Origin of the sequence: Mammaliicoccus sciuri, from assembly GCF_025561425.1 — a bacterium.
Classification (GTDB): Bacteria; Bacillota; Bacilli; order Staphylococcales; family Staphylococcaceae; genus Mammaliicoccus; species Mammaliicoccus sciuri_A.
Genome location: NZ_CP094824.1, coordinates 1,228,300 through 1,250,790, shown reverse-complemented (window position 1 = coordinate 1,250,790; position 22,491 = coordinate 1,228,300). Strand labels below are relative to the sequence as shown.

20 protein-coding genes are annotated in these 22,491 nt (G+C 32.4%); 7 read left to right on the top strand and 13 right to left on the bottom strand.

Annotation, left to right across the window (positions count from 1 at the left end; translation table 11 throughout):
- Window positions 1–48: 48 nt before the first annotated feature.
- A complete protein-coding gene (locus MUA60_RS06490; protein ID WP_262650308.1) occupies window positions 49–1,167 on the bottom strand; it encodes a citrate synthase in 1,119 nt (372 codons plus the stop codon).
- 427 nt (window positions 1,168–1,594) lie between these two features.
- Between MUA60_RS06490 and MUA60_RS06485 the strand changes: the two genes are divergently transcribed.
- The gene (locus tag MUA60_RS06485) at window positions 1,595–2,950 is read left to right on the top strand and encodes an amino acid permease (RefSeq protein WP_262650306.1); all 1,356 of its coding nucleotides are present in this window, start codon (window positions 1,595–1,597) and stop codon (window positions 2,948–2,950) included.
- 200 nt (window positions 2,951–3,150) lie between these two features.
- On the opposite strand, the gene pyk is transcribed toward MUA60_RS06485, so the two are convergent.
- The 8 genes from pyk to MUA60_RS06445 all read right to left on the bottom strand — a co-directional run bounded on the left by pyk (window position 3,151) and on the right by MUA60_RS06445 (window position 13,940).
- Window positions 3,151–4,911, bottom strand: coding sequence for a pyruvate kinase (gene pyk / locus MUA60_RS06480; RefSeq protein ID WP_204976745.1), 1,761 nt, complete (start codon window positions 4,909–4,911; stop codon window positions 3,151–3,153).
- Between the two features lie 30 nt (window positions 4,912–4,941).
- Window positions 4,942–5,907, bottom strand: coding sequence for a 6-phosphofructokinase (gene pfkA, locus MUA60_RS06475; protein WP_262650303.1), 966 nt, complete (start codon window positions 5,905–5,907; stop codon window positions 4,942–4,944).
- 238 nt (window positions 5,908–6,145) lie between these two features.
- Entirely contained in the window at window positions 6,146–7,090 is a 945-nt protein-coding gene (locus MUA60_RS06470; RefSeq protein WP_262650302.1) for an acetyl-CoA carboxylase carboxyltransferase subunit alpha, read from the bottom strand.
- Window positions 7,083–7,952 carry an acetyl-CoA carboxylase, carboxyltransferase subunit beta gene (gene accD / locus MUA60_RS06465; RefSeq protein WP_025904314.1) on the bottom strand — a complete coding sequence of 290 codons (870 nt, stop codon included), beginning with the start codon at window positions 7,950–7,952 and terminating at the stop codon, window positions 7,083–7,085. The genes MUA60_RS06470 and accD overlap by 8 nt, the downstream gene beginning before the upstream one ends.
- An 18-nt stretch (window positions 7,953–7,970) precedes the next feature.
- Complete coding sequence (locus MUA60_RS06460) at window positions 7,971–8,426, bottom strand: FadR/GntR family transcriptional regulator (RefSeq protein WP_025904315.1); 456 nt, start codon at window positions 8,424–8,426, stop codon at window positions 7,971–7,973.
- Window positions 8,427–8,445: 19 nt separating this feature from the next.
- Window positions 8,446–9,675 (bottom strand): NADP-dependent malic enzyme, encoded by a 1,230-nt coding sequence (locus MUA60_RS06455; RefSeq protein ID WP_262650301.1) that lies wholly within the window; start codon window positions 9,673–9,675, stop codon window positions 8,446–8,448.
- A gap of 135 nt (window positions 9,676–9,810) precedes the next feature.
- Window positions 9,811–13,002, bottom strand: coding sequence for a DNA polymerase III subunit alpha (locus MUA60_RS06450; protein WP_262650300.1), 3,192 nt, complete (start codon window positions 13,000–13,002; stop codon window positions 9,811–9,813).
- An 11-nt stretch (window positions 13,003–13,013) separates the two neighbouring features.
- A complete protein-coding gene (locus tag MUA60_RS06445; RefSeq protein ID WP_262650299.1) occupies window positions 13,014–13,940 on the bottom strand; it encodes a DHH family phosphoesterase in 927 nt (308 codons plus the stop codon).
- Between the two features lie 74 nt (window positions 13,941–14,014).
- Here MUA60_RS06445 and MUA60_RS06440 point away from each other — a divergent pair, with 74 nt between their 5' ends.
- Window positions 14,015–14,365, top strand: coding sequence for a YtpI family protein (locus MUA60_RS06440; RefSeq protein ID WP_025904319.1), 351 nt, complete (start codon window positions 14,015–14,017; stop codon window positions 14,363–14,365).
- Window positions 14,366–14,399: 34 nt separating this feature from the next.
- On the opposite strand, the gene MUA60_RS06435 is transcribed toward MUA60_RS06440, so the two are convergent.
- Together MUA60_RS06435 and MUA60_RS06430 are read right to left on the bottom strand one after the other, a co-directional pair.
- Window positions 14,400–15,695, bottom strand: coding sequence for a DRTGG domain-containing protein (locus MUA60_RS06435; RefSeq protein WP_262650297.1), 1,296 nt, complete (start codon window positions 15,693–15,695; stop codon window positions 14,400–14,402).
- Between the two features lie 195 nt (window positions 15,696–15,890).
- The gene (locus MUA60_RS06430) at window positions 15,891–16,580 is read right to left on the bottom strand and encodes a metal-dependent hydrolase (protein ID WP_262650296.1); all 690 of its coding nucleotides are present in this window, start codon (window positions 16,578–16,580) and stop codon (window positions 15,891–15,893) included.
- 111 nt (window positions 16,581–16,691) lie between these two features.
- Here MUA60_RS06430 and MUA60_RS06425 point away from each other — a divergent pair, with 111 nt between their 5' ends.
- From MUA60_RS06425 to MUA60_RS06410, 4 genes are all read left to right on the top strand, one after another.
- Complete coding sequence (locus MUA60_RS06425; protein WP_103354277.1) at window positions 16,692–17,747, top strand: M24 family metallopeptidase; 1,056 nt, start codon at window positions 16,692–16,694, stop codon at window positions 17,745–17,747.
- A complete protein-coding gene (locus MUA60_RS06420) occupies window positions 17,744–18,373 on the top strand; it encodes a copper homeostasis protein CutC (protein ID WP_204976758.1) in 630 nt (209 codons plus the stop codon). Before MUA60_RS06425 ends, MUA60_RS06420 begins: the two co-directional genes overlap by 4 nt.
- Before the next feature lie 90 nt (window positions 18,374–18,463).
- Window positions 18,464–19,015 carry a helix-turn-helix domain-containing protein gene (locus MUA60_RS06415; RefSeq protein ID WP_025907016.1) on the top strand — a complete coding sequence of 184 codons (552 nt, stop codon included), beginning with the start codon at window positions 18,464–18,466 and terminating at the stop codon, window positions 19,013–19,015.
- Window positions 18,979–19,842 carry an IS3 family transposase gene (locus MUA60_RS06410; RefSeq protein WP_103361549.1) on the top strand — a complete coding sequence of 288 codons (864 nt, stop codon included), beginning with the start codon at window positions 18,979–18,981 and terminating at the stop codon, window positions 19,840–19,842. Before MUA60_RS06415 ends, MUA60_RS06410 begins: the two co-directional genes overlap by 37 nt.
- Window positions 19,843–19,928: 86 nt before the next feature.
- On the opposite strand, the gene MUA60_RS15545 is transcribed toward MUA60_RS06410, so the two are convergent.
- Entirely contained in the window at window positions 19,929–20,330 is a 402-nt protein-coding gene (locus MUA60_RS15545; RefSeq protein ID WP_394812742.1) for an ABC transporter permease, read from the bottom strand.
- Between the two features lie 155 nt (window positions 20,331–20,485).
- Between MUA60_RS15545 and MUA60_RS06405 the strand changes: the two genes are divergently transcribed.
- Window positions 20,486–21,580 carry an IS30 family transposase gene (locus MUA60_RS06405; RefSeq protein ID WP_262650294.1) on the top strand — a complete coding sequence of 365 codons (1,095 nt, stop codon included), beginning with the start codon at window positions 20,486–20,488 and terminating at the stop codon, window positions 21,578–21,580.
- A gap of 40 nt (window positions 21,581–21,620) precedes the next feature.
- Here the strand turns inward: MUA60_RS06405 and MUA60_RS06400 are convergent, their stop codons facing one another.
- Entirely contained in the window at window positions 21,621–22,484 is an 864-nt protein-coding gene (locus MUA60_RS06400) for an IS3 family transposase (RefSeq protein ID WP_262650532.1), read from the bottom strand.
- Window positions 22,485–22,491: the final 7 nt, after the last annotated feature.

Below are 22,491 nucleotides of genomic sequence, written 5' to 3'. Positions count from 1 at the left end.
TATATGATTCCTCCATCTAAATTTGTTAGTTATATTATATTAATTAAATTAACGGTTTTCAATTGGTTCATATTTACGATCAAGTTCACCAGTATATTCAGCTCTTGGTCTCATAATTCTATTTGTTCTGTATTGTTCAAGAATATGAGCTGTCCAACCTGACATACGGCTAATTGCAAATATTGGTGTGAATAAATCGTGATCAATACCCATGCTGTGATATACAGTTGCACTGTAGAAGTCAACGTTAGGTAATAATCCTTTTTCTTCTTTCATAATTTCAGCAATTCTTAATGAAATTTCAAACAATTCTTTTTGACCTGATTCATCCGTAATACGACGACTCATTTCTTTTAAGTACTTCGCTCTCGGATCACCATTTTTATATACTCTGTGTCCGAAGCCCATAATTTTTTCTTTGTTTGCGATTTTTTCCTTAATGTAATCATCAGTTTTGTCGACAGTGCCAATTTCAGTTAACATTTTCATAACTTGTTCGTTAGCACCACCATGTAATGGGCCTTTCAATGCGCCAGCTGCTGCTGTCACACCAGAATACATATCAGATAATGTCGAAACTGCTACACGTGCTGTGAATGTTGAAGCATTGAATTCATGGTCAGCGTGTAAAATCAACGCTTTGTTAAAACCTTCTACTTCAACATCAGTTGGAACTTCACCTCTTAACATATATAAGAAGTTTGCTGCATATGTTAAATCTTTTTTAGGTTTTACAACTTCTTTACCTTGTCTTACACGAGAAAATGCTGCTACTAATGATGCAACTTTTGCTTGAATTCTAATTGCACGTTCATAGTTCATTTCTTCATCAAATTTTTCAGCATCTGGATCGAAATGTGCTAAATATGATAATGAAGTACGTAATCCAGTCATTGGATGAACTTTATCAGTCGCATAATCTTCAAAATGTGTATACATTCTAGGGTTTAGAGTCATATATCCTAGTAGTTTCTCATTTAATTCTGCTAATTCCTCTTTGTTTGGTAATCTTAAATTCCATAGTAAAAACATAACTTCTTCAAATAAAGCATTTTCAGTTAGATCATCTATTTCATAACCTACATAAGTTAATTGATTATCTATGATTGAACTAATTTGAGTTTCAGAAGCAATGATGCCCTCTAACCCTTTTGCTACTTGTGCCATAATAATATCCCCCTTACTAAATAATTGCCCATATGTGTAATGGCTTTCATCTATCATTATATATAATTTCTTGAGATTTGTGAATGCGAAGGACTTTTAAACTTTAAATTCTTTAGTAATTTTAGATGAATAAAAATAAACAGTTGTAATTTTATATTTTTTATAATATTGCTATAGTAAATTAAATATATCCCAAAAACGTGAACACAAAAGGATTTACGAGTGAGTAATACCCTATCATTTTTATCAGAATAAGTCATTTCATCGCTCATCCATTCATTTTTATTATTATATATGATAAAAATAATAAATCATGTTAACAGGTATCAAACAGTTGTTAAACATTCATTTTTTAATTGCTATTTTCTTACAGTAAGCGCATAATAATAACATAAAAGTTTGTATATGAAAGAGGGATAAAGTTTATATGGCTAACAATTTACAAAGGGAGCTAAGCAATAGGCATGTACAACTTATTGCGATAGGTGGTGCTATAGGTACAGGCTTATTCTTAGGTGCTGGAGAAACAATCAGTTCAGCAGGCCCTTCAATACTACTGACCTATATTATAATAGGTTTAATTTTATTTCTGTTTATGAGAGCTCTAGGGGAAATATTACTCTCAAACACTGATTTTCATTCTTTTGCAGATGTCACACATACATACATCGGCCCGTTCGCAGGATATATAACAGGATGGACTTATTGGTTCTGTTGGATTGTCACTGGTATGGCCGAAGTAACTGCAGTAGCAAAATACATAAGTTTTTGGTTTCCTGAAATACCAACATGGATTACAGCATTATTCACAATACTCATATTAATGACAATGAATTTAATGACTGCTAAACTATTTGGTGAATTAGAGTTTTGGTTCTCTATTATTAAAATTACAACAATCGTAGCTTTAATCGTTGTCGGTATTATCATGATCGTAATGGCATATGAAACACCATACGGTACTGCTTCACTAACACATATTTGGGATCATAATGGTATTTTCCCAAATGGTATGAACGGTTTCTTCTTATCATTCCAAATGGCAGCTTTTTCATTTGTAGGAATTGAATTAATCGGTGTTACAGCTGGTGAAACGAAAGATCCACACAAGACAATACCAAGAGCGATAAATAGCGTTCCAGTTAGAATTATGCTTTTCTATGTAGGTTCACTTATTATCATCATGTCTATTACACCTTGGGACAAAATCGACCCTGCCGAAAGTCCATTCGTAAAATTATTCGGACTCATTGGTATTCCAATCGCAGCAGCAATTATCAACTTTGTTGTTTTAACAGCTGCAGCTTCATCTTGTAATAGTGGTATTTTCTCAAATAGTAGAATGCTTTATGGTTTATCACAAAATGGACAAGCAAATAAGAGGTTTGGTCAAACAAACAAAACTGGTGTCCCTTATAAAGCAACACTATTTAGTTGTTTCTTATTAATGATCTCGGTACTTTTAAACTACGTGATTAAAGATGCTGGTGAAGTATTTAAATATGTAACATCAGTTTCAACGGTTCTTTTCTTAGTAGTATGGTCATTAATCATTGTTGCTTATATTAGATATCGTAAAATATCACCAGAATTAAACAAAGCATCTGATTTCAAATTACCTGGTGGTGTTCCAGTAGCATGGATTACATTAATATTCTTTATTTTCGTATTCGTGTTATTGATGACTAATAAAGTGACATTAATCGCTATATTAATTACACCAATTTGGTTTATCATTTTGACATTCATGTACTTTAATCAAAAACGTAAAGTATTGAAATAAAGTAAATTAAAAACATCTCATTTTCCTGAGCAAATCAGAAAATGAGATGTTTTTTTGTATCCTTATTTATAAAATTCCATAGAAGGGTAAGTACTGGCATCAGTATTTGCATCTTTTGCCAGAACTGCTAATAACGGCATAAGCATTCATAATTAAAAATAAAGGCTAGGATATGATATCCAGCCTCTATCTTATATATATTATAATACATTAGCATATCCTTCGAACACTTTGTGTTGTTTTGGATCTAATGTAATTAATGTACCATCTGCTATTTTTTCGCGAGCGCCTTCAACACCAACGATTGTTGCAACGCCTAAGTTAAGGCCAACAACTGCAGCGTGAGAAGTTAATCCGCCTTCTTCTGTTACAATTCCTTTAGCATTTTCTAAATATGGAACCATATCAGCATCTGTTGATTGTGTAATTACGATTGATTCACTTAAATCTTTACCTTTTAAATCGTCAGCAGTATTTGCTACTACAGCTTTACCTACTGTTGAATGATGACCGATTCCTTGACCTTTAGCCAATTCGTCACCTACTAAATGAATCTTCATTAAGTTAGTTGTACCTGTTTCACCTGTTGGTACACCTGCAGTAATAATGATTAAATCACCATTATCAACTAAACCTGTGTTAACAGCTGTTGATACAGCATTATTTAATAATTCATCAGTTGTTTGTTTACCTTTTTTCACAACTGGTAATACGCCCCATACTAATGTCATATGACGAGCAGTTGTTTCATTAGGTGTTACTGCAATAATGTGTGAATGTGGTCTATATTTAGAGATTGTTTGAGCTGTAGCACCACTTTCAGTTGCTGCAACGATTGATTCTACATTTAAGTTTAAAGCTGTATGTGCAACTGATACACCAATTGCATTAACTAAATTCGTATCGATCATTTTTGAACGATCAGATAATAATTTTTTGTAATCTTGAGCTTCTTCAGCAGCTACTGCGATATTTTGCATTGTGCGTACTGCTTCTTCTGGATATAATCCCGCTGCAGTTTCACCAGATAACATGACTGCATCTGTACCATCGTAGATTGCGTTTGCTACGTCACTTGCTTCTGCTCTTGTACAACGTGGGTTTCTTTGCATTGAGTCTAACATTTGTGTTGCTGTAATAACTGGTTTACCTAATTTATTACATTTTTGGATTAATTGTTTTTGTACCATTGGAACTGCTTCTGGTAAAATTTCAACACCCATATCACCACGAGCAACCATTAAACCATCTGAAACTTGAAGAATTTCATCGATATTTTCAATACCTTCTTCATTTTCAATTTTAGGAATAATTTTAATAACGTTATTTTCTTTTTCTTCTAAAATTGCACGAATATCTAATACATCTGATGGACGTCTTACGAAACTAGCTGCAATAAAGTCTACACCTTGTTCGATACCGAAGCGGATATCACTAGCGTCTTTATCAGTAATACCAGGAAGGTTTACTTTAACACCTGGTAAGTTAACACCTTTTTTATTTTTTAATTCGCCAGTATTTTCTACTGCACAGTGAACTTCACCTTTAGCGATATCAATTGATTTAACTGTAAGTTCGATTAAACCATCATCAAGTAGAATTGTTGATCCAACTTCTACATCTTCTGCTAATTTTTCGTAAGTAACTGAGAACGCTTCTTTAGTACCTTCTACTTCAGTTGTTTTAACTGTTACTTCACTACCTTTAGTAAGTTCAATTAAACCATCTTTCATGTTATGAGTTCTAATTTCAGGACCTTTAGTATCTAATAAGATACCAATATTTTTATTTAATTTAGAACTTACTTTTCTAATTGTATCTATACGACCTTTGTGTTCTTCATGACTTCCGTGTGAGAAGTTCAATCTAGCAACGTTCATGCCTGCAAGCATTAATTTTTCTAACATTTCTTCTGATTCTGATGCTGGACCTATCGTACATACAATTTTTGTCTTTCTCATATTAAAATGACCTCCGTAATTTTTCTTTTTTTATATAGATAATTGATGTGCTAAATCATACATTTTCTTGTCGATGTTATGTTCTGCTTGGAATATTTCATCAAAATGCGTACATGTTAATTCATTTTGTTGGATTCCAACTGCTTTAGCACTATCACCTTGCATAAGTAATTCAACTGCATAACCGCCTAAACGAGAAGCAAGTACTCTATCCATTCCAGTAGGTGTACCACCTCTTTGAATATGGCCTAAACATGAAACTCTTGTATCAATGTTAATAAATTTCTTCAATTCTTCCCCACATTGATGACCAGTCATGACACCTTCAGCACAAATAATGATAGAATGCTTTTTCCCTCTATTCATACCATGTTGAATTTTTTCAGCGATTTCTTCGATGTCTGATTTAACTTCTGGAATTAAGATTGTTTCTGCTCCAGCAGCTAATCCTGACCAAAGAGCTAAATCTCCAGCGTCTCTTCCCATTACTTCAATAATAAAAGTACGTTCATGACTTGATGCTGTATCTCTTATTTTATCGACAGCATCAATGATTGTGTTAAGTGCTGTATCAAAACCAATTGTAAAGTCTGTACCATTAATATCGTTATCGATAGTACCGGGTACACCGATTGTTTTAAGATTTTTAGCTTCTTCGCTTAATCTTTGTGCACCTCTATAACTTCCATCTCCACCGATAACAACTAATCCTTCTATACCTCTTTTTTCAAGGTTTTCAATTGCTTTCGCACGCACTTCTTTTTCTTTAAATTCTGGACACCTAGCAGAATAAAGGAATGTACCACCTCTTTGAATCATGTCACCAACTGAACCTAATTCAAGTTTTTTGATATTATCATTTATTAAGCCTAAGTAACCTTGGTATACACCATAAACTTCAATATCATGATAAATAGCTTTACGAACAACTGCACGAATTGCTGCGTTCATCCCTGGTGAATCTCCACCGCTCGTTAAAACCGCAATTTTTTTCATAAATATACAGACCTCTCTTGTTATATGATTGTTAATTTAAAAATAACACAAATATTGGCTTGATTCCATTAAAACTACTGTTATTTAAATATGTAAACGTCTTCTTAAAAAAAGATTCCAACTTTTGTAATTTTTCAAAAGTTGGAATCGCTTAATTTTAATTCAATTATGCACATATACATCAATTTATGAAAAGAAATTATATCAGTATAAATGATTACTTGTCATTTTAAATATCCTAATCGATATAACTTCCTAAATTACGATACTTATTAAAACGATCTTCAACTAAACTTTCTGCATTTAATGTTTTTAAGTCTGAAAGATGTTTTTCTATTGATGTCTTTATAAGTGAAGCTTGTGATTCTAGATGTTTATGAGCGCCACCAAATGGTTCTTTAACAACTTCATCTACAACATCTAAATCAAATAAGTCAGGTGCTGTAATTTTCATTGTTTCAGCTGCCATTTTAGCAAGCCCAGAATCTTTCCATAACAATGCTGCTGCACCTTCTGGAGAAATAACTGAATAAGTACTATTTTCTAACATGAGTAGACGATTGGTTACGCCTAATCCAAGTGCGCCACCACTTCCGCCTTCACCAATGACAATAGAAATAACTGGAACTGTTAAAGATGCCATTTCGACTAAGTTTTTAGCAATAGATTCACTTTGTCCACGTTCTTCTGCAGCTTTACCAGGATATGCACCTTTCGTATCAATGAACGTAATGATCGGTCTATTAAACTTCTCAGCCTGCTTCATTAAACGCAAAGCTTTACGATATCCCTCTGGATGTGCCATACCAAAGTTTCTAAAAATATTATCTTTAGTGTCTTTACCTCTTTGATGACCTATAACTGTTACTGGTAACCCATTAAAGTAAGCCAATCCACCTATTAATGCTGGATCATCACGGAAAGTACGATCACCGTGAAGTTCGATAAAATCATCAAATATGTAAGGGATATAATCTAAAGTTTTAGGTCTTTCTTGTAATCTCGCAACTTGTACTCTATCCCATGGCTTTAAATTATTATAAATGTGTTCGGTTTCTTTTGTTAAAGTGGCTTCCAACATTTCTATTTCATCTGTTAAGTCTACACCATGTTTTTCTTGATAAGATTGTAGAGATGCTATTTTTTCTTTAATTTCTTCTAAAGGTTTTTCAAATTCAAGCATTGTCTTTCACCTCGTTATGATGCATCTTAAGCACAGTACTTAAAGTTTTATACATATCTTTTCGATGTACAACTTTATCTAATTGGCCATGTTCTAATAAAAATTCTGCCGTTTGGAAATCGTCAGGTAGTTTTTCACTAATCGTTTGTTCAATGATTCTTCTACCTGCAAATCCAATCAAAGCTTTCGGTTCTGCAAAGTTTAAATCACCTACAGAAGCAAAGCTTGCTGAAACGCCTCCAGTTGTAGGGTGTGTCATATATGAAATGAATAGTAAGCCTTTATCACTATGACGTTTAATAGATACACTTGTCTTCGCCATTTGCATAAGTGAGATGATGCCTTCTTGCATTCTTGCACCACCACTTGCTGTGAATAATACAAATGGTAAATTATGATCTGCACAATAATCGACAATTCTACAAATTTTCTCTCCAACTACTGCACCCATACTTCCCATTCTAAATCTAGAATCCATAACACAGATACCATAAGGAATACCGTCAATTGACGTTACACCTGTAACAACTGCATCATTTAAACCAGTGCTTTTTCTATCTTTTTCTAATTTTTCTTCATATCCAGGAAATTCTAATGGGTTTGAAGCAGTCATACCAACATCAAACTCTTTAAATGCATCTTCATCACTCACAGCTCTAATTCTATCGTGAGCAGTTAATGCAATATGATGATCACAGTTAAAACAGACATTTAGGTTTTGTACGAGCTCTTTCGTATACATGATTTTTTTACATTTAGGGCATTTTGTCATGATACCTTCAGGCACGTCATTATCTTTACTGTTTTGAACAGTTACATATTTCTTCTTTTTCTGGCTTCGATTGAACAAGTCTTTAAACATGTCACTATCCCCCTGATTTTATTTACAATTGTCTCTTTCAAATCTATCACTATATTGAGAGAGTAGCTTCCAAATCATATACATAATTTGATTATTATTATTTGAAACAAGTTCTTCTTTTGAATTTGTTTCAATGTTATTGTGTTCTTCACAGAAATTTTCAATCATCCATTTTAATTCATTAATTTCATCTAGTTGTGATTCATTATGAATTAAGAACCTTCCGATTAAATCAAAAAGTTGGTGTTGGTACATATCACTTAAGAATGTACCTTCACCTCTTCTAGTATGTATCACCCCTAAAAGTTCTAATGCTCTTAGGGCTTCTCTGATACTTGAACGTCCAACATTTAAGGTTTCACTTAAAAATCTTTCGGAAGGCAGTTTTTCACCCACTTGAATATTTTTTTCAACAATAATTGACTGAATTTGTTCGACAATCTTGATTAATCCTTTTTGCTTTTCTTTATCCAACGTGAGTCTCCTTCCAAAATTATGACAATTCTGCTAATTCATATGTTCTACGTTCTATTTCATCAACATCCACTTCAATACGTGCTACACCTGATTCCATACCAGCTTTTGCTACTGCTTTCGCAACGTATGGTGCAACTCTAGGATCGAATGGTCCAGGGATGACATAATCAGCGTTTAATTCTTCCTCTGAAACAAGGCTAGCAATTGCTTCAACTGCAGCTTGTTTCATTTCTTCATTTATATGAGTTGCACGAATATCTAATGCACCTCTAAAAATACCAGGAAATGCTAATACATTATTAATTTGGTTAGGGAAATCAGAACGCCCTGTACCAATAACTTTAGCGCCCGCTTCTTTTGCTAAATCTGGCATAATTTCAGGAACTGGGTTAGCCATAGCAAAGATAATTGGATCTTCAGCCATTGTTTCAACTAATTCTTTAGTTAATGCGCCTTCAACAGATACACCTACGAATACATCCGCATCTTTAATAACATCTGATAATTGACCTTTTGTTTTGTCTTTGTTTGTCCATTTCGCAACAAAGTCTTTAGTAGGATTCATACCATAAGAACGGTCTTCGTAAATCGCACCTCTAGAATCACACATAATCATATTTCTTACACCATAACTGTATAATAATTTAATAATTGCAATTCCTGCTGCACCTGCACCGTTTAAAACAACTTTTATATCGGATAATTTTCTGTCAGTAATTTTCAATGCATTAATCAAACCAGCAACCGTTACGATAGCCGTACCATGCTGATCATCATGAAAGACAGGTATTTTGGTTTCTTTTTTTAGACGTTCTTCAATTTCAAAGCATCGAGGTGCTGAAATATCTTCTAAGTTAACGCCACCGTAGTTAGGTTCTAATAATTTAACAGTATTCACAATTTCATCAACGTCTGTCGTATTAAGTGCGATTGGTACACCATCTACACCAGCAAAACTTTTGAATAAAACTGCTTTCCCTTCCATAACAGGAATACTTGCTTCAGGACCAATATCACCTAAACCTAATACAGCTGTTCCATCTGTAATTACAGCTACTGCATTTGATTTCATTGTATAGTCATATACTTTTCTTACTTCTTCATGTATATCTTTACAAGGTTCAGCAACACCTGGAGAATAAGCAAGACTTAACTCCTCTTTATTAGTAACTTTAACTTTGGCATAAACGCCTAATTTACCTTGTTTTTCTTTATGCATATATAGTGCATCATCTCTTAATGACAAAATAATCATCCCTTCATTGTATGTATCTATCCCTTTATTATACATTAAATTTCTATAATTAAATTAAAAAAATTCTTCATAGTGGTCAGACCACCATGAAGAATACTATATCATAAATTATTTAATTAATAAAGACTATAAAAGGCGTACATTTTCATAACCGATTTTATGAATAAATTCTTCGAAATTACCATGATTTAAGTTTAAATAGCCAAGCATTTTTGAACTATAATCTTTATCATTAAAATACGTTACTTTAATTTGAGGATCGTGGTCTTTTGTAATCCACTCTGCTAAATCTTCTACATTTCTTACGACGACTTCTTTTGTCGTATTAAATTTATGTTGTTTAAATGCTTCTAATGTATCTATTTGATTAATAATAATTTGTGTCTTACCATTTCTTTTTTCAAATTTGCCATTGATAATTACTGGGACATTGATGATATCAGTTGTTTCAATTTGTTTATATGCATCAGGGAATATAACACCTTCAACTTCATTTAATCCGTCTATTAAATTGACGAAAGCCATATTTTGACCTTTTTTAGTTCTAATTTTTCTTAGTGACGCAATCATTACGAGCATCGGTACTTTATTATGGTCTATTCTTAATGGATATATCGATAAATATTGATGTTGATTGAATAATGAAATGATTGGATGCTCAGTTGCATAGAACCCTAAGTATTCTTTTTCATATTCACTTTTCATAAGATTAGGCATTTCTTCAACTTCTTTAAATTCTTTTTTGACGTTTAAACCTAATTCTTTCAATAAATTATTAGAATCTCCGACAGACTCGCTACTTTCATAAACATCGTCAATAGACTGTAACAATGTCGCTCTAGTCTGACCAAAATCATCTAAAGCACCAGCATATATAAGTGCTTGTATCATTTTTTTACTTTTAGCTTTAGTCGGTAATCGATGTACAAGATCAAACATATCTTTGTACGTTCCGTTTGCTTTTCTTTCATCAACGATCACTTTTACACTTTGATAACCAACGCTTTTAATTGCACCAAGCGACGTATATATACCTTTTTTAGTTGCTTTATAGAACCATTCACTATGATTAATGGACGGTGGATATATTTTCACACCAATTCTTTTAAGTTCCGTCACCATTTGTTCTGTCTTAACTTCATTTCCAACTACATTAGAAAGAATCGCAGCATAAAAGTATGTCGGATAATGGACTTTCAAATAAGTCATGATATACGCAATTTTACTATATGCTACAGCATGTGCTTTTGGATAACCATAGTCTGCAAACTTCAGTATTAAATCAAATATTTTTACAGCTGTTGTTTCCTCGTAACCTCTTTCTAAGCTACCATTCACAAAATGTTTTCTTTCATTTTCCAATACTGCTCTATTCTTCTTACTCATCGCACGTCTCAAAATATCCGCTTCACCATATGAGAATCCTGCGAACTTACTTGCGATCTGCATAATCTGTTCTTGATAAATAATAACGCCATATGTTGATTTCAATATCTCTTTTAAGTCTGGATGTAAATATTCTATCTCTGCATTTTGTCTACGTCTTTTAATATATGTTGGTATTTCTTCCATTGGTCCAGGTCTATATAAAGAGGTAACTGCTACAATATCGAGAAAATGGTCAGGCTTTAACCTTTTTAATACACTTCTAACACCTTGAGATTCAAGTTGGAAAATACCTGTTGTTTCACCTTTAGACAATAGTTGAAAGACTTTAGGATCATCAAAAGGAATTTTTTCAATATCTACAATTTGATTTTCTTGATATTTTACTTGATTGACGACTTGTTGTATAATCGATAAATTTCTTAAACCAAGAAAGTCAATTTTTAATAAACCGATCTTTTCAGTTTCTGTCATAGTCCACTGCGTTAAGACACCTGTATCACCCATCATTGTAGGTACAAATTGGTGTAAAGACTGATCATTAATAATGATACCTGCTGCATGCGTAGAAGTATGTCTCGGTAAACCTTCTAATTGTTTACTTAGTTGAAACCATTTTTCATGCAAATGATTCTGGTTAACAAATTGTTTAAACGCCTCATCTTCATATGCTTCATTTAACGTAATACCCAATTTATGCGGAATCAATTTTGAAATGTAATTGAGTGTAGCGTCATCAAACTGCAATATTCTACCTACATCTCTTGCTACTGCTCTCGCTTGAAGATGTCCATAGGTTACAATACCGGCAACACGATTATCACCGTATTTTTCTTGCACATATTGAATCACTTTATCGCGTTTAGTATCTTGAAAGTCGATATCTATATCGGGCATCGTCACACGTTCTGGGTTTAAAAACCTTTCAAATAACAAATCAAATTCGATCGGATCAATAGTTGTAATATTTAAAATAAAACTAACAAGAGACCCACCAGATGAACCACGTCCTGGTCCAACTAATACATTTTGCTCTTTCGCATAATTGATTAAGTCACTAACGATAAGAAAATAATCTGAATAACCCATTTTTACAATAATATCGTATTCGTATTGAAGTCTTTTTTCATATACTTCATTAAATTGTGGATACTTCGATTTATTCATCATTAATAATTCCCAAAGATATTCATCACTTGATTGATTATCAGGCGTTTTATATTTTGGTAATAAATCTTGATGATATTCAATTTCGACCTGACATTTTTGAGCTATTTCATCTGTATTTTGTATGTACGCTTCATCTATATTAATTTGCGATATATCTTCTTTAGTTAGAAAATGATGATTTAAATTTTGTTGAAAATCACTCATCGTTAATTTTTCATTATTTTTAATTGCGTGAAGTGCAATTAAACTATCACCATCATCTTCATTCAAATAAAGTGCCGACTTCATAAAGACTTTTTTATGATCCATATCAATCGCAGAATCATGAGAAATATATTTATCATGATCCTCGATTGTTATAGCTTGGAATAAATAATAGTTGGCTTCATTGATTTGTTTACCAATGATTATAAGACCTTCTGAATAAGCATTAACCCAATCAATGGGTGCTGAAAATCGTTCTTTAATGGATATAGCAGACGATAACTTAATTAAATTATGGTAGCCTGTTTTATTTTTAGCTAAGACCACACATTCAACTTGATTAAGTTGGTCATCTAAATAAATAGTTAATCCGAAGATTGGTTTTATATTTTCTTTTATACATGCATCATAAAATTGTAAAGCACCGTGCAGAACATTTAAATCTGTAAGAGCAAGCGCTTGATAATTTTCATTTTTAGCTTTTTGAACAACATCTGGGATTCTTATACTTGAATTGAGCAAATCATATGATGAATGAATATTTAAATGACTTACCATGCGCTCACCTCCTATATTTCAGATTTAATATCTGCTGCTAATGCATCAAACTCTTCCCAACTATATACAGATGCACCTGAAGCATTTGGATGTCCTCCACCGTTATATTTAGCTGCGATATGATTAATTTTTATGCCTTTTGAACGAATTCTACATCTTATTTCTTTACCTTCATCGACAGCAAATACCCATGCTTTTAATCCTTTAATATCTGAAACAGTATTCACGAATAATGAAGCTTCGTTAGGTTTTAAGTTGAATTGTTCAAGTATATCTTTCGTAATTTTAATTGAGCAGAATCCTTCACCATCATATTTGAAATTCTGAAGAATATATCCTTGGAAGTGAAGTAAAGCCGGCTCTCTTTCACTCAATTGGTTAAGTAATTGAGTACGTTCGAATTCTTTCGTCATTAACTCTGCTGCAACTTCCATTGTATGTGTAGACGTATTATCAAATAAGAATCTACCTGTGTCACCAACAATCCCTAAATATAAGACTCTACTTGCTTTATCACTTACGTTTGAATCATTTAAATTCCATGATTTATTTAAATCAAAGATAATTTCACTTGTAGATGATGATTCTGTATTTACAAAATTAATATCACCATATGAGTCTACTGGTGGATGATGGTCAATCTTAATTAATTCGTCACCAGTATTATAGCGATTATCATCTATACGTAGTGCGTTTGCTGTATCACACACAATCACAAGCGCGCCATTATATGTGTCATCTGCAATTTCATCCAAATCTCCAATAAATGTTAGCGTCGGTTCAGGTTGACCGACTGCATATATATGCTTTTCAGGAAAAGCCTCTTGTAATATATATTTCAAGCCTAATTGAGAGCCATATGCATCAGGGTCTGGTCTAACATGCCTATGTATGATAATTGTTTCATATTGCTTTATTTTATTTAATATTTCTTCCATTGTGATCCTTCTTTCTTTATATTTACTTATATTTTATTAATTGATATAATTCGACTTGGTAGGAGGAATCAAACATGTCATCTGAAATTATGTCTACACTTGTTGCTTTGGCAGTAACTGTTATGATTATTGCTTTAATATTTGCTATTTTAAATTTAGCACGTTCATTTAGAACGAAACGTGACGTTAGAAAAGCTTATCATAAAGCGCGTTCAAGATTTTACTTTGGTATATTTATGATTGCCTTTGCAGCAGACCAAGTATTGTTATTCCCAACATTAGTCACTTATATTATTGTTTTAGTATTATTATTCTTTGGTATTTTAAACGTATCTTATGGCTATAGAGCAAGTAAATACTTTAAAGGTAACTTACCTATCGAGAACAAAGCTTGGGAAGAATTCGAACAAAAAAAACATCAATAATATTTTAAAAAGCGTTGTATTATATAACGCTTTTTTATTTTTCGAGAATTTGACACATCAGTAATGCTTTCGCAACTGTGGCACTACCGCTCACCATTGTAACTTCGAATTTAGCAAATATTCTACCGATATCTAATGTTGTAATCTTCACTTCTACATCGTCATCGATTTGAACAGTTTTCAAATAATAAATATCTATATGTTCAATCATGATTTCTGATTTTTTCATTTTTCTTATTTCATAACGTAACGCTTCTTCAATAACCGCAATATAGACGGATTTCGTTAACATACCGAATTGATTTGTTAATTGTGGAGATATATTCACCACAACATTACCATTGTCCATTGTGATTTGTTTTGCAATTTGGTCATGAATGGTTTCACCAATTTGTGGTTGTCTACTCATTAATTGCATCGTCTTTAATACATCTTCACGAGAAATGATACCGATTAATACTTTAGAGGTTGATACAACTGGCAACAATTCAATTCCTTCCCAGATCATAAGATGGGCACAAGTTGCGATTGTCGTATTTAAATGTGCAATGATAGGTGATTTAGTCATCAACGTCCTGATACTTTTATCTTGTTCTTCATTTACAATATCTTTACTCGTTAAAATACCTACAACTTTCATTTCGCTATCAACAACTGGAAAACGCGTATGTGATGTTTGTTGAGATAATTCATTCCAATCTCGCACTTTTTGTTTATCATCTAAATAAGAAGTTGATTCAATTGGGATCATGATATCTTCAACCATTAAAATTTCTTTTTTAATCATTTGATCATATATGGCTCTGTTAATAATATTGGCAACTAAAAATGTATCATAATTAGAAGAAATAATTGGAAGTTTGTGTTCATCAGCATAGTTTATAATATCTTCATGGGCTTCAAAACCACCTGTAATTAACACGGCAGAACCTCTTTTTAAAGCTTCCATTTGTACATCTGCTCTATTACCAACAATCAGTAAAGTATTTTTAGTTAAATATTTAACGACATCATTTAATTCCATTGCGCCTATTGCAAATTTTGATAAAGTTTTATATAAACCTTGTTTACCGCCCAATACTTGCCCATCTACAATTTTAACAATTTCATTAAATGTTAAATTTTCAATTTGTTCTCTAGATTTTCTCTCAATTCTAACTGTCCCTACTCTATCAATAGATGCTACAAGCCCTTGATTATCCGCTTCTTTAATTGCACGATAAGCTGTACCTTCAGAGACATTTAAATCTTTTGCTATCTGTCTGACAGAGATTTTATGTCCAACAGATAACGATTCAATATACTTAATAATTTGCTCATGTTTCGTCATGTTTATACCCTCTATCAAATTTTATGAATTACTTTCTATTATACATTTTTAATGTCTTAAATGATATCTTAAAAATTTAATAAAAGATTGAAACAACGCTTATTAAATTAAGTCTTAAATACAGATTTACTTGCTAAACTTAAAAGCTGAGACGACAAAATCATCTCAGCTTACTAAACTTACTTACATATTCATTTATAATTCTACCGATTCACCAGGTTTTAAAATATGAACTTCTGATTCTATAACAGCTTTTTCAAAATCTTTAGGGTCTTGTTTAATAAAATCAAATGTATCGTAATGAATAGGTACTACTTTTTTCGGCTTAATAAATTCATTAACTGCATAACTTGCATCATCAATGCCCATTGTAAAGTTATCGCCTATCGGAATAAAACATAAATCAACCGGATGTCTATCTGCGATTAATTTCATATCGCTGAATAAACCTGTGTCACCTGTATGATAAATAGTACCTGCTTCAGTTTCTAATACAATTCCTGCTGGCATACCTAAATAGACGATTTCTCCATCTTCCTCTGTAAAGCTATTACTATGAAAGGCTTGTACATATTTTACCTTTCCAAAATTAAATTCAATATTTCCACCAATATTCATTGGATGTAAGTTTTCTAATCCGTGTTTATTTGATAAATAATCAATCGCTTCAGGTAATGCAATAACAGTTGCACCTGTTCTTTTTGCTATGCTAACAGTATCACCTAAATGATCGCCATGACCATGAGTTAATATAATATAATCTGCTTCTACTTCATCTGCCGTCAAATCTGATAATGGATTCCCTGTTATAAATGGATCCACAATCACTTTATGTCCTTTACTTTCAAAATAGATTACTGATTGTCCATGAAATGATACTTTCATGAATCTCCCTCCTCACATTGTCTTTTCCGTATATTATATACCCTAAATTTGAACTTATGAATCAAGAAGTCTAAAATGATGATGTAAGAAAGAGATTTGGGAGGAAGAATAATGGAACATAATGAAATTGCAACATTTTTAAAAGATAAAGGTGCGGATGCAGCATGGATAACAACGCCTTTAAACATCTTTTATTTAACAGGTTATTTATCTGAACCACATGAACGTCTATTTAGTTTATTAGTCACTAAAGATGGTGAAGAAACACTATTTTGTCCAAAAATGGAAGTTGAAGAAGCTAAAAATGCAGGTTTCACTGGAAACATTGTTGGATACTTAGATACAGAATCACCATTCGATTTAATTGAACAACAATCTTATAAAACTTTCGCGATTGAGTCAGAGCATTTATCAGTTAAAAGACTTCGTGAAATTGAAAAAGCATTTAATGTTGAAACAATTGTTGATATTGATCAAGTATTAAAAGATATTAGAAATGTAAAAACAAATGACGAGATTGAGTTGTTACAAGAAGCGGCTAAATATGCAGATTTAGCTATTCAAGCTGGCGTTGATAAATTAGAAGTTGGCGTTTCTGAAATTGAAGTATTAAATCATATTGAAACAACTATGAAACAACATGGTATTTCTAAGATGAGCTTTGATACTATGGTATTATTCGGCGATCATGCAGCAGCTCCTCATGGTACACCAGGAGAAAGAACTTTAAAAGAAAACGAATATGTACTATTTGACCTAGGTGTCATTTATAAAGGTTATTGTTCAGATATTACAAGAACTGTTCCATTCGGTACACCTTCTGATAAAGCACAAGAAATTTACAATGTCGTACTTGATGCTAACAAACAAGCGATTGAAATGATTAAACCAGGTGCTAAAATTGCTGACTGCGATAAAGTAGCTAGAGATATTATTAGCAATGCTGGTTATGGTGAATACTTCCCACATAGACTTGGTCACGGACTTGGATTAAGCGTCCATGAATTCCCAGACATTTCAAGTGCAAATACTGATGAATTCAAACCAGGCATGGTATTAACAGTTGAACCTGGAATATACGTTCCTGGTGTTGCTGGTGTTAGAATTGAAGACGATATCGTTGTAACTGAAGACGGACATCGCATACTAACAGGCTACCAAAAATGATTAAAGAAGCTTGTGTAGAAACAATTTCGCAAATTGAACATGCGATTAAAAACGGTGCAAATCGAATAGAACTTTGCGATAACCTTTCAGTTGGAGGTACAACACCAAGTTATGGAATGGTAAAGATTGCGATAGAACTATGTCATCAACATAACGTCGAAGTCGCAGTCATGATTAGACCTCGTGGTGGAGATTTTAACTATAATTATTTCGAATATGAAATCATGCGACAAGATATATTACAATTGAAAGACTTGAAAGTTGATGCATTTGTATTTGGATGCTTAGATGAACACGGACATCTTGACGAATGGAAGATGAAAGCATTAAAAGAAACATGTGGTATCATACCCGCCGTTTGTCATATGGCGTTTGATTCTATTAATCCATATCATCAATTAAAATCATTAGACTGGTTAATTAAACACCAATTCAGTCGCCTACTCACACATGGCGGACCTAGTGATAGTGTGATATTTGATAACATTAACCATTTAGGTAAGTTGTTGATTCACTCAAAAGGCAATATCACAATCATGCCAGGTGGCGGACTCAATAAAGATAACTTATCTCAACTCATAGAAGACATACCATTCGATGAAGTACACGGTACAAAAATCGTATAATTAGAAAAACCTGAGACAAATTTCGTCTCAGGTTTGGTACTGCACCCCTAAAGTTAGAGTAAAAAAACTAACTTTAGGGGGTGTTTTAATATGACAAAATATAGTGATGAATTTAAGTTGAAAGTTGTAAGAGATTATCTAGATGGCCATTATGGTTATCGAAAATTAGCTAAAAAATATAATATACCTGATAAAATTATTATACGAACATGGGTAAAAGCCTTTCAATCATTCGGTGTAGATGGCATTAAAAAGAAACAGAAAAAGACAGTTTATTCTGTTACATTCAAAATAAATGTATTAAACTATATGAAAAGAACAGGCGATTCCTTCCAAGATACAGCGATTAAATTTGGCCTAAATACCCCATCTATTATTGTGCGATGGAAAAAGATATATGACAAAGAAGGTGTGGAAGGACTCGAAAAGCCGAAAGGACGACCTCCCATGAAAAAGAAGAAACAGAAGAAATCTAATCAAAACCTATCACGAGAAAAAGAGTTAGAGCTAGAAAATGAAAATCTTCGATTAGAGAATGCTTATTTAAAAAAGTTGAACGCTTTTCGAGAGAATCCGAGTGCCTTTCTAGAAAAGCACAAGCAGCAGTGGCATTCGAACTCAAAGAAGAAGGATTCAAATTAAAAGATATCTTAGTAAAGGTTGGTATACCAGAAGCAACCTATCATTACCATGCCAAACAATTACAAAAGGAAGATTTAGATAAAGGTTGGAAGAAAAAGATCATTGAACTTTTTCAAAAACACAACGGTAAATACGGCTATCGTCGTATATATTTAGCTTTGAGAAATCAAGGTTATCTCATTAACCATAAGAAAGTACAACGAATTATGCGAGAACTAGGATTAAAATGTCAAAAATTCACACGTAAATCACGCTATCAATCATACAAAGGTACAGTTGGTAAAGTGGCTGAAAATCGCTTGAATCGTAGATTCCATACATCTATTCGACTTCAAAAATTAGTGACAGATATCACTGAATTTAAATGTGCTGAAGAACAAAAATTATATCTCAGCCCTATTATGGATTTATACAATGGGGAAATCATTTCTTATGGTATATCCAGAAGACCAACATTAGACTTAGTACTTCAATCATTGGATAAAGCAGTTACAATCATTAAGCATGAAGCACCATATCGTACGACGATACATTCTGATCAAGGTTGGCATTATCAGCATAATGCATGGATTAGAAGATTATCGGAACAAAGGATTTATCAAAGTATGTCACGTAAAGCGACGTGTGCGGATAATGCTTCTATGGAGAATTTCTTTGGCATCATGAAGCAGGAAATGTATCATGGAGAAGAACTTGTTAACTATGAAACATTAAAAAGAAGAATTGAGGATTACATCTATTGGTATAACAATGAACGTTTGAAATTAAAATTGGCTGGACGAAGTCCAGTACAATACCGAACTCAATCCAGCCAATTAATAGCATAATGGAAACTCTAACTTTGGGGGGGCACTACCAAATTATTGTTAGTTTTTAAATATTGAGTATGAACGTTAATGATATATGTATATATTTACTTTTGAATAATTTCTTTGCTAAATCTACCTTTCAAAACAATAATTAATAAATTAATTATTGTATAAACTAAAATTATGATGAGATATTTTGAATAATTGAATATATGTTCTATATCAGTAACTGCAGTTAAAACATTTATAGAAACTCTAAATGGAGATATAGTAGATACTTTGTTTAAAATAATATTTGACTCATCAAAAGGAATAACTAAACCTGAAAAAAATAAACATATAAAAAACACTAATATTCCAATAGCTTGAGCTGTACGTGGTGATATATTTAACGTTGCAGTGATATATCCAATAGCAAAAAAATTGAATAAAATAATTACAAATGCAAGTATATGTAATATATTGAATTTTAACGTTAAAGGATACAAGAAATAATTTAGTGCAATAATAAGTATCGTAATTATAATAGTCAGTAAAACTGAAGAAAATATATTTGGTGGATTTTATAATCAACTTAGCCACCTTTAGACAAAAAAACGCCACGTGAATTTCATGTTATTATTGAGGCTACCAGACCAAATCAATAAAGGAATGAATTCACATGACGCATACTTATTCTAACATGACAAACCATAAAGGAACACACTTAAGTTATGAAGAACGTGTTCAAATAGAAACACTTAAAAATTTAGGTTTTTCAAATCGTGCAATCGCGCGTGAATTAGGACGTGCACCTCAAACAATCAATAACGAAATTCATCGAGGAACAACACGTCAAATTAAACGACAAAAACAGCAACATAAAGTCTATGAATATGAGACGCAAATTTATTTTTCTTCACTAGGTCAACAACGTTATCGACAAAACAGACAACAATGTGGTGCTCAGCCCTTATGGAAGAAGAACCCATTATTTATTCCATGGGCAGATCACCTCATGAAAAAGAAACGCTGGTCACCTGAAGCAGTCGTGGCATATGCTCACAAGGAACAATGTTTTGAAAGAGAAAAAATCCCTTCAACAACGACAATATATGCTTGGATAGATCAACAAATCATGGAAACTAAGAATATTGATCTACTAGAAAAATTAAAAAGACGTCACTCTACTCAGAATAGCTACCATAATCATCCACACAGTCGAGTGCTCGGTCCAAGTATTGAGACACGTTCTAGTGAAATTGAATCACGTCAGTCTTTTGGTCACTGGGAAATAGATACCGTAATAGGAACTAAAGACAAGTCAAAGCCAGTTATCTTAACACTTGTTGAGAGACAAACGCGTTTTGAAATACTAGAAATAATAGAGAGTAAAAGTGCTGATGCGGTGTCTCACGCATTGAAAAACTTATTTGACTCCTTAGGCGAAAAAGCACCAAAAATCTTCAAATCTATCACATCTGACAATGGTTCAGAATTTGCATCGCTGTATGAAGAATTTGGCCATATGATAGAAATATACTTCACACATCCATTCTCATCATATGAACGTGGGACAAGTGAAAACCAACATAAAATGATTCGTCGTTTTATTCCAAAAGCACATGATTTATCCAATGTTCAAAAACGCTTCATAAAAGCCATACAACAATATATGAATGACTATCCTAGAAAGACTTTAAATTACAACACAGCTCATCATAATATGGCAGAAAGTTTAAAGCACCTCAATCTGTATGAATCTTTCCAAAGCTAAAGTCTTAGCTTTGTACTGAACCCAAAAATCTAAACCTTAATTAGTATATTATTTCAAAGGTTTGTCTCCTGTAATTTTTGGGAGATAAGCCTTTTAATTTTGATTTGATTCTTTCGTTATTATAAAAATCAATATATCGATGAATAGCTTGTTCAAGGTCCTGAAAATCTTTAAATTCTTGGCCATAATACATTTCTTGTTTAAGTAACCCAAAAAAGTTTTCCATAACTGAATTATCTAGACAATTACCTTTTCTAGACATACTCTGAAATATTTTATGGTCTTTTAATAATCTAGTGTATTGTGAATGTTGATAATGCCAGCCTTGATCTGAATGAATCGTTAAACGATGATCTAGGTTTGGACGACGCTTTATCATTTCTTTTAATGGATTGATGACTATATCTAATGTAGGACGACTTGAGATTTTAAAGCTGATAATCTCTGAACTATATAAGTCCATAAAAGGTGATAAATATAATTTCTGACCATTCATTAATTTGAACTCTGTAATATCTGTTACGACTTTTTGAAATGGGAGACTTGTTTTAAATCTACGATTTAATATATTTTGAGCTACTTTACCAACTTTACCTTTAAAGGAACGATACTTACGACCTCTATGTGTGAACTTTGTACAAGTTAGATTATGTTCTTTCATAATTCTTAGTACTTTTTTATGATTTACGATAAGACCTCTATTTCTTAGTGCTTGTGTAACACGACGATAACCATAGGTATGGTTTGATTCTTCACATATTTCTTTTATTACTTGAATCAATGTTTCATCTTTATCAGCTTTACTAAATTTATTTATCCAATAATAGTATACAGATTTAGCTATTTGAGCGACTTTAAATAAGATACTTAATCGTATATTATATGTTTCATTTAGTTCCTTAATGACCTTT

Bases quoted from the DNA above. Each gene is read 5' to 3' on its own strand.
- MUA60_RS06490 (WP_262650308.1), bottom strand. From the start codon at position 1,167: ATGGCACAAGTAGCAAAAGGGTTAGAGGGCATCATTGCTTCTGAAACT.
- MUA60_RS06485 (WP_262650306.1), top strand. From the start codon at position 1,595: ATGGCTAACAATTTACAAAGGGAGCTAAGCAATAGGCATGTACAACTT.
- pyk (WP_204976745.1), bottom strand. From the start codon at position 4,911: ATGAGAAAGACAAAAATTGTATGTACGATAGGTCCAGCATCAGAATCA.
- pfkA (WP_262650303.1), bottom strand. From the start codon at position 5,907: ATGAAAAAAATTGCGGTTTTAACGAGCGGTGGAGATTCACCAGGGATG.
- MUA60_RS06470 (WP_262650302.1), bottom strand. From the start codon at position 7,090: ATGCTTGAATTTGAAAAACCTTTAGAAGAAATTAAAGAAAAAATAGCA.
- accD (WP_025904314.1), bottom strand. From the start codon at position 7,952: ATGTTTAAAGACTTGTTCAATCGAAGCCAGAAAAAGAAGAAATATGTA.
- MUA60_RS06450 (WP_262650300.1), bottom strand. From the start codon at position 13,002: ATGGTAAGTCATTTAAATATTCATTCATCATATGATTTGCTCAATTCA.
- MUA60_RS06445 (WP_262650299.1), bottom strand. From the start codon at position 13,940: ATGGAAGAAATATTAAATAAAATAAAGCAATATGAAACAATTATCATA.
- MUA60_RS06440 (WP_025904319.1), top strand. From the start codon at position 14,015: ATGTCATCTGAAATTATGTCTACACTTGTTGCTTTGGCAGTAACTGTT.
- MUA60_RS06435 (WP_262650297.1), bottom strand. From the start codon at position 15,695: ATGACGAAACATGAGCAAATTATTAAGTATATTGAATCGTTATCTGTT.
- MUA60_RS06430 (WP_262650296.1), bottom strand. From the start codon at position 16,580: ATGAAAGTATCATTTCATGGACAATCAGTAATCTATTTTGAAAGTAAA.
- MUA60_RS06425 (WP_103354277.1), top strand. From the start codon at position 16,692: ATGGAACATAATGAAATTGCAACATTTTTAAAAGATAAAGGTGCGGAT.
- MUA60_RS06420 (WP_204976758.1), top strand. From the start codon at position 17,744: ATGATTAAAGAAGCTTGTGTAGAAACAATTTCGCAAATTGAACATGCG.
- MUA60_RS06415 (WP_025907016.1), top strand. From the start codon at position 18,464: ATGACAAAATATAGTGATGAATTTAAGTTGAAAGTTGTAAGAGATTAT.
- MUA60_RS06405 (WP_262650294.1), top strand. From the start codon at position 20,486: ATGACGCATACTTATTCTAACATGACAAACCATAAAGGAACACACTTA.